Source organism: Symplocastrum torsivum (assembly GCF_059505465.1).
Genome location: NZ_JCACKQ010000011.1, coordinates 108767 through 115258 on the forward strand (window position 1 = coordinate 108767; position 6492 = coordinate 115258).

9 protein-coding genes are annotated in these 6492 nt (G+C 46.1%); 5 read left to right on the forward strand and 4 right to left on the reverse strand.

The features are described 5' to 3' along the window. Positions 1-95 precede the first annotated feature (95 nt). The 3 genes from AC5JL3_RS03740 to AC5JL3_RS03750 all read right to left on the reverse strand — a co-directional run bounded on the left by AC5JL3_RS03740 (position 96) and on the right by AC5JL3_RS03750 (position 2240). Positions 96-1382 carry a serpin family protein gene (locus AC5JL3_RS03740; protein ID WP_496073198.1) on the reverse strand — a complete coding sequence of 429 codons (1287 nt, stop codon included), beginning with the start codon at positions 1380-1382 and terminating at the stop codon, positions 96-98. A 289-nt stretch (positions 1383-1671) separates the two neighbouring features. Beyond that, entirely contained in the window at positions 1672-2034 is a 363-nt protein-coding gene (locus AC5JL3_RS03745) for a hypothetical protein (protein WP_496073199.1), read from the reverse strand. Continuing rightward, on the reverse strand, positions 2034-2240 hold the full coding sequence (locus tag AC5JL3_RS03750) for a hypothetical protein (RefSeq protein WP_496073200.1): 207 nt from the start codon (positions 2238-2240) through the stop codon (positions 2034-2036). The genes AC5JL3_RS03745 and AC5JL3_RS03750 overlap by 1 nt, the downstream gene beginning before the upstream one ends. Between AC5JL3_RS03750 and AC5JL3_RS03755 the strand changes: the two genes are divergently transcribed. From AC5JL3_RS03755 to AC5JL3_RS03770, 4 genes are all read left to right on the forward strand, one after another. After that, positions 2223-2426, forward strand: coding sequence for a hypothetical protein (locus tag AC5JL3_RS03755; protein WP_496073201.1), 204 nt, complete (start codon positions 2223-2225; stop codon positions 2424-2426). The genes AC5JL3_RS03750 and AC5JL3_RS03755 overlap by 18 nt on opposite strands. A 146-nt stretch (positions 2427-2572) precedes the next feature. Further along, the gene (locus tag AC5JL3_RS03760; RefSeq protein ID WP_496073202.1) at positions 2573-2827 is read left to right on the forward strand and encodes a helix-turn-helix transcriptional regulator; all 255 of its coding nucleotides are present in this window, start codon (positions 2573-2575) and stop codon (positions 2825-2827) included. A 114-nt stretch (positions 2828-2941) separates the two neighbouring features. Further along, entirely contained in the window at positions 2942-3232 is a 291-nt protein-coding gene (locus AC5JL3_RS03765; protein ID WP_496073203.1) for a nucleotidyltransferase family protein, read from the forward strand. A 200-nt stretch (positions 3233-3432) separates the two neighbouring features. After that, a complete protein-coding gene (locus AC5JL3_RS03770) occupies positions 3433-3666 on the forward strand; it encodes a HepT-like ribonuclease domain-containing protein (RefSeq protein WP_496073209.1) in 234 nt (77 codons plus the stop codon). Between the two features lie 239 nt (positions 3667-3905). Here the strand turns inward: AC5JL3_RS03770 and rpe are convergent, their stop codons facing one another. Next, positions 3906-4613, reverse strand: a complete 708-nt coding sequence (gene rpe, locus AC5JL3_RS03775; protein ID WP_496073204.1) for a ribulose-phosphate 3-epimerase — start codon at positions 4611-4613, stop codon at positions 3906-3908. A 174-nt stretch (positions 4614-4787) separates the two neighbouring features. On the opposite strand from rpe, the gene AC5JL3_RS03780 reads away from it, so the two are divergent. Beyond that, positions 4788-6389 carry a S8 family serine peptidase gene (locus AC5JL3_RS03780; RefSeq protein ID WP_496073205.1) on the forward strand — a complete coding sequence of 534 codons (1602 nt, stop codon included), beginning with the start codon at positions 4788-4790 and terminating at the stop codon, positions 6387-6389. Positions 6390-6492 lie beyond the last annotated feature (103 nt).

A 6492-nucleotide genomic window follows, 5' to 3' on the forward strand; every position in this document is an offset into this window, starting at 1 on the left:
TGGAGTGCGCCCCTACCAGCAATCAATAGGAAATTGTTAGTGGTTAATAGAACCTTTCGCACCAACCATTAACAACTAACAACCAACAACCAATATTACTTTGGCTCTCGAATTGAACCCATAAACAAAATTGTTCCGGTTCGATTGTCCCGAATCGCACAGAAGAAGGGACGGTCAACAACCATTTGGAAAGGTTCTGTTGGAACTCGTGCCATTGTAGGAACAGCGGTGACCGAAGTCGTAGCAGCGGCTTCGGTCCCTTCTTCATTCACTTCTACGAAAGTCTTATGTTTGACTTCATTGATAGCAACTGGATTAGACGTCATATTAGAAAAATTTGCTGCGTCACTAAAAGCCGATTCCATCCCTAATGCTTTTAGCGCTGTATTGAGTTGAATATCGTAATCCAACTTGAAGCGAGGAAGTTGGATAGAGCCTTCCTGCATCCCAAATTGATTCATCCACTGTTGCCAGTTTTCAGTAGTAAGCTGTTGTTGAAACGCTTCAAGATTAGTAGTCTTTTTCGGTAAAAAGACGTACAAACTCATGCGTCCTTTTCCGTAAGGTAAACTGATAGCCTGGAACGTGTCATTATCGTAGTATTGATACTCACCCGACTGAGACATCATCGGGTGTTGCTTCTGGCTCCCATCGGATAGATAGAAAGGACGATCAGCCGTTTGACTCTTTTTGAATTTGTCCGTCCAGCTACCTTTAAAGTAAATTGCATTAATTAGGAAGAGAGCATGATCGGGTTGGATTTGCTCAATAATCTGCTCTATTTTCCCACGAGTGTTTTCTTTAACCCAGTTGTTGATAGTACGTGGAGCATCAGCACTAGTAAAGTCGAGTTCTGTTACTTTTGCTCCATAGAACTGCCTGTTTCTTTCCATGAAGTCAGGATTGAAGGTAAAGCCTTGCTTTGCCCACAGAGAGTTAGCAATTGATAGCTGGACATCAGGGTCTGCATTTTCTAAGGAGGCTTTTAAGGCGTTATTTGCCTGGTTAACTGTGGGTAAGGCTATGTCTTGTAATTCCAATGCTTTTGCCATTGCCTGTTGGGTTTCGCCGCTAGCGCCGTTGTAGGTCATGGAGAGGGCGATCGCAACACTAGTCGGTGAGACAAAAACGTTCTTGTTGCTGTCCTGCTTAAGAATTTCTTTATAGAGCTTAAAGCCAAATTTTGTATTTGCTGCAACAACTTTGGAATCCACTGTTGCATTAGGTAATTGTGCATTTAAACGTGGTGATTCAGGCTTTTGGGAGTTCAACAAGGCACTGAAGGCGTTGAGTTTTTGAGCCATCACCCCTCCTAGTAAACCTGCTAGAACAATCCCTGCTGCCACACTAACACCCACTCGACTGAGCATCTTTCGATTCATTAGACTACCTCACTTACCGATGCAATTACTTTTTAGGATGACCCGTTCTAGCTAGAGGTCTTCTACTGGTTACAGTTTTGGCAACTATGACTTGTTGCTTATATTCATCACTTTTGAGCAACCATCGGGGAATTACTTCTAGGGTTTTTTCCGAAGGAGGGAGTAGGAATCTGATTTGTTGCAGGAACTAGTGCAAGAAGGCAGGGGGCAGAAGGCAGAAGGTCAAAAGGTTTGTATTTTTTACTTTTGCCTCTGTTGTTAACTGGTCACTCATTTGGGCCATGCTGCACTAGCAAAATGACATGAGTTTATCTCGGCGTTCTGCCCAGAGTTTTCTCCAGTAATCCAACACAGTTGGGGGGTATTTTTCCTTGAATGTCTCGGCTTCCTCTTTAATCCAATATCCCAGTTTCATTAAATCTTCTAAGGTAGGGCTTGTCTGAATCATCCGAGCAATTGTTCTAGTCCAACGGTTCAGTGTACGGTAACTAATGAATTGACCGCCTTTATCACAGCGATGGACAAATAGAACATAAGCCCAGCATTCAACCCGCACGATCGCAGATAGGGGAATTTTCAAGACATGGGCGATGTAGCGGAGGTTGATATGAAATCGCTGAGCGGGTTGAATGCGTCGGAATAAGATGCTCATTATTTCGCTCCCTCGCTGTCTTGCTTGGAATTATCGAGTGTGATGTCAAAGATGATGGTGTGGGGTGCGTTTGGCAGTAGCTGTCGGAGAATTTGAAGGTGGGCTTCTGCATCGCTGCGACGGCGAAAACGAGCGACGATAATTTGCTGTATGTTGACTTTAGGGCGAATAATGCACCACGGAAACAGTTGAGTTTTGTAGCTCATGAGGCACTCCTGGCAATAGCGAATGCTTGCCGATTGGGTAAATGGGCATGGAAAATATGCGATCGCGCACGAGATGTACGCAGATTTCGCAAGGAATATGGCAACCCAATAGGCGAAGCGCTGAGCGCTCAAAGCGGAATCACCTACTTTTGTTGTGGTGTGATGACTATTTATGTAAGACACTGAGAAAGCAGCAGGCATCCAAAAGGGTATTCAAGAAAGCACCTAACTACCCTAGCGGTGGCTTCCCGGATTTCCTGCCTGTTCTTGTGTCCTTTTTATTATACATCGACTAGTCAAACTATCAAGTCAAAGTATTAAGTTAATAGCTTGTGGTCAAAAAGAAATCTGGCTCAGAGGACAATGAGTCCCCGTTAAAGAAACTTAGAGAAGAGGCGGGACTCTCCCAACAGGAGCTAGCTACTAGGATTGGTGTAGCTGTAGCAACTATTAGTCGCTGGGAGAGAGGCGCACCAGCAATGTTGACTGTGCCTCAAATGAAGGCACTTTGTAAGGTATTCGACAGAAGTATTGAGGAGTTGCCTGACGAGTTTGGAGTACCAAAGCGATCGCCTGAAGGGGAGTAGGGGAAGAGAATGCGATCGCGTAGTAGCGGTCAGGGAAAATGCGATCGCTTTGTCTGCTTCATATTTTCCCACCAACCATATGTAAAATTTGGGAGAAGGCTTTACAGGTAGACCATGCAGCGAGATGAGGTACTGACCATTCTGGCGCAGCATCAAGACTCACTCAAGCGCTTTGGACTTAAGTCGATAGCAATTTTCGGCTCAGTGGCAAGGAATGAGGCTAAACCAGGTAGCGATGTGGATATCTTAGTTGAGTTTGAGGGACTAGTAACTTTTGACCGATACATGGATCTGAAGTTCTACCTAGAAGACCACCTTGGAACACAGGTAGACTTAGTGAGTAGACGCGCCCTCAGACCACAAATTCGACCTTCCATAGAACAGGAGGCTATTCCTGTCACGTAGTATCCGCCTCTACATTGAAGACATTCTTGCCAGCAGCGCTAAAGTGCTACGCTACACCCAAGGCATGAACTTTGAGGATTTCCTAGGTGATGAGCGTACTTTTGATGCGGTTAGGACTTACGCACAAGCCCCATATCTGGTAGGGGCGCACAGCTGTGCGCCCCTGCAAATGGTGTTTCAAGGATGGATTTGCGTAAGTCCTGTGCGGTAATGCGAAATCTACAGATTATTGGGGAAGCTGCCAAAAACGTACCCTTAGAAATTCGAATCGCTACCCAGAGGTTGAGTGGCGAAAAATTGCTGGACTACGTGATGTACTCGCTCACGCCTACTTTAGTTTGGAGAACGAAATTCTTTGGGATATTATCCAGAACAAAGTACCGCCTTTGCTGAAACAGGTACAGCACATACTAGAAGTGGAGTTTGGCGATTGATAGCTTTTCCGCTGATGGGCAGGGGCAGGTATTGCGTCTTTGCTCTTCAACAAGAGCTTCTCTTTTCAGCCAATCAGACACTAATCCTAACTTCGCATGACCAAAAGCGCGATCGCTTTCAAGCATCTAGTCAGGCATAGTACTGCATCAAAATAACCCGCTTTCCTCTCAACCTTGTTGAAGGTGAAATTTCTAGCAGGTTATTTTTGGATATTTAAAGAGATTTAAATCAGTATTACCTAAACAGTTGCTAATTCCGGCTCAGGACGCTTACTGTTGCGAATCCCTTCGATCGCTTCTGCGTAATCTTTCGCCTTAAACACAGCCGAACCAGCAACGATCGCATTTGCTCCCGCTTCCAAAACCTGCCAGGTGTTATTTCCTTTCAGTCCACCATCGACTTCAATCCAGGGAGAAAGACCCTTTTCATCGCACATCTGACGCAGTTTGCGGATTTTTGGCAACACGGCGGGGATAAAGCTTTGTCCACCAAAGCCGGGATTGACACTCATGATCAGCACCAAATCACAGACTTCTAACACATACTCAATCAAATCCAATGGTGTTGAGGGATTCAGCACTACACCCGCTTGCTTACCGAGTTCTCTAATCTGACATAGAGTGCGGTGTAGATGGGGAGAAGCGTTGTGTTCGCAGTGAACAGAAATAATATCAGCTCCTGCTTTCGCGAAATCTTCCACGTACTTTTCTGGTTCCACAATCATCAAGTGGACATCCAGAGGCTTTTTCGTAATGGGGCGAATTGCTTCAACAATCAGAGGACCAATCGTGATATTCGGGACAAAGCGACCATCCATCACGTCAACGTGAATCCAGTCAGCACCAGCGGCATCCACCGCCTGAATTTCTTCCCCCAGTCGGCTAAAATCCGCTGATAGGATAGAAGGGGCAATAACTATGGGGTTCTGAGATTGCGATTGGGTCATGACTGGCGATACTCTCCTGCGTCCTCTGTGCCTATATATCTTAACAAAATCTTTAGTAATCCCCTAACTTTGCGATCCCCAACTAAGTACATATAACTTAGAGGTGGGTAAGACTACACGTAGATTTCGACCCACCTGCCCCTAATAACTGATAACAATTTAGGAGAAGCTTCCTTGGCTCATCGGCAGACTGTAAAGAGACTCGGATGGATAATTGGGGGTTTAAGTGCCTCCTGCTTCACAATCCCAGCACTGGCTTCACCCGCTTCTGTAGGAGAAACGGGAATTAATGCCCAAAAACTCCGCGAACCCCCCTACAACTTAACTGGTCGTAAGATTGCGATTGGTCAGGTCGAAATTGGCAGACCAGGACTATTTGGAATTGACAAGTCAGTTTCCTGGAATCCTGCGATCGCATTAGAACGAGTATTCTTTCGTAATGAACCAGCGAAAGTAAATACCGATGTTGATTCCCACGCAGCAATGGTCGCTAGTGTGATGATCAGCGGTGACAAAACCCTACCGGGAGTTGCACCGGGGGCACGCCTATATTCCTCTGCCTCCGGTTCACCTGTGGAAGGTGGGCAACCCGAAGAGTGTTTATCTGCCCAACATATTGCCTTGCAAAACGGTGGAGATGTTCGGGCAATTAACTTTAGCTTTGGTGAACCTCTCCAGCGTGATCCCAGACCAGAAGCCACGCTTGATGGCAATGCTTTGTTAACCCAGTGTATTGATTGGTCAGCCCGCACCCACGATGTTCTTTACGTGGTTGCAGGAAATCAAGGCAGTGGTGGCATTCCGATTCCCACCGACAACTTTAATGGGATTAATGTTGCCTACACAACGCAGAGAGACGGCGTGTTTAGCAAGGTAGATTTTGCTAACTTGAGTGCGCTTCCTGTAGGGATTGGCAGACGTTTGATCACTCGTGAAATTAATGTTGGTCCACGTCGCTCGATTAATCTATCAGCTCCCGGCAGCAAAATAGCTGTGTATGAACTGGATGGCAAGATTGTTGAGGTTAGCGGTACAAGCTTTGCAGCTCCTCATATTACAGCATCAGTAGCACTGCTTCAGGAATTTGGCGATCGCCAACTCCAGTCTAAGCAACCAAATTGGAGTACAGATTCTCGACGCAATCAAGTCATGAGAGCCGTGCTGCTCAACTCCGCTGACAAAATCAAAGACAATGGTGATGGCTTGCGCTTGGGAATGACTCGCACCGTTTTGGGCAAAAATAGCCTCAACTGGTTAGAGTCTGATGCCTACAAAGACCCAAAAATCCCTCTAGATATCCAGATGGGGACAGGACATCTTAATGCGTTCAGGGCTTATGAGCAGTTTAGTCCTGGTCAATGGAGTCCAGAGGCAGTGGTGCCATCAATGGGTTGGGATTATCGAACGGTTGAGGAAAAAGCCTCTCAGGATTATGTCTTGGAACAACCGTTAAAGGCAGGCAGTTTTGTGTCTTTAACCCTTGCTTGGGAGCGCCTAGTCGATCTAGACGATAAGAACAAGAACAATGCCTTTGATGTTGGGGAGAGTTTTCGCGATCGCGGTTTGAATAACCTCGACCTCTATCTAGTACCTGCTGATGACGACGGCACAAATAAAACTGTCTGTTCTTCCGTCAGTGAAGTCGATAGCGTAGAACATATTTTCTGCCCTGTTCCTACTGCTGGTCGGTACAAAATCCGCGTTCAGTATCGCCAACAGGTAAATGAGGCATCTCAGCCTTACGCCCTTGCTTGGTGGACAGTTCCCGCAAACTAGAGTCACCCAAGGGAGCAGGGGGAGAAGAGGAGCAGGAGTAGAGAAGTCTATAGAACCCATTTGAGATCTTGAGAAGAGGCTGAAAGCCTTTTAATCATTAGCC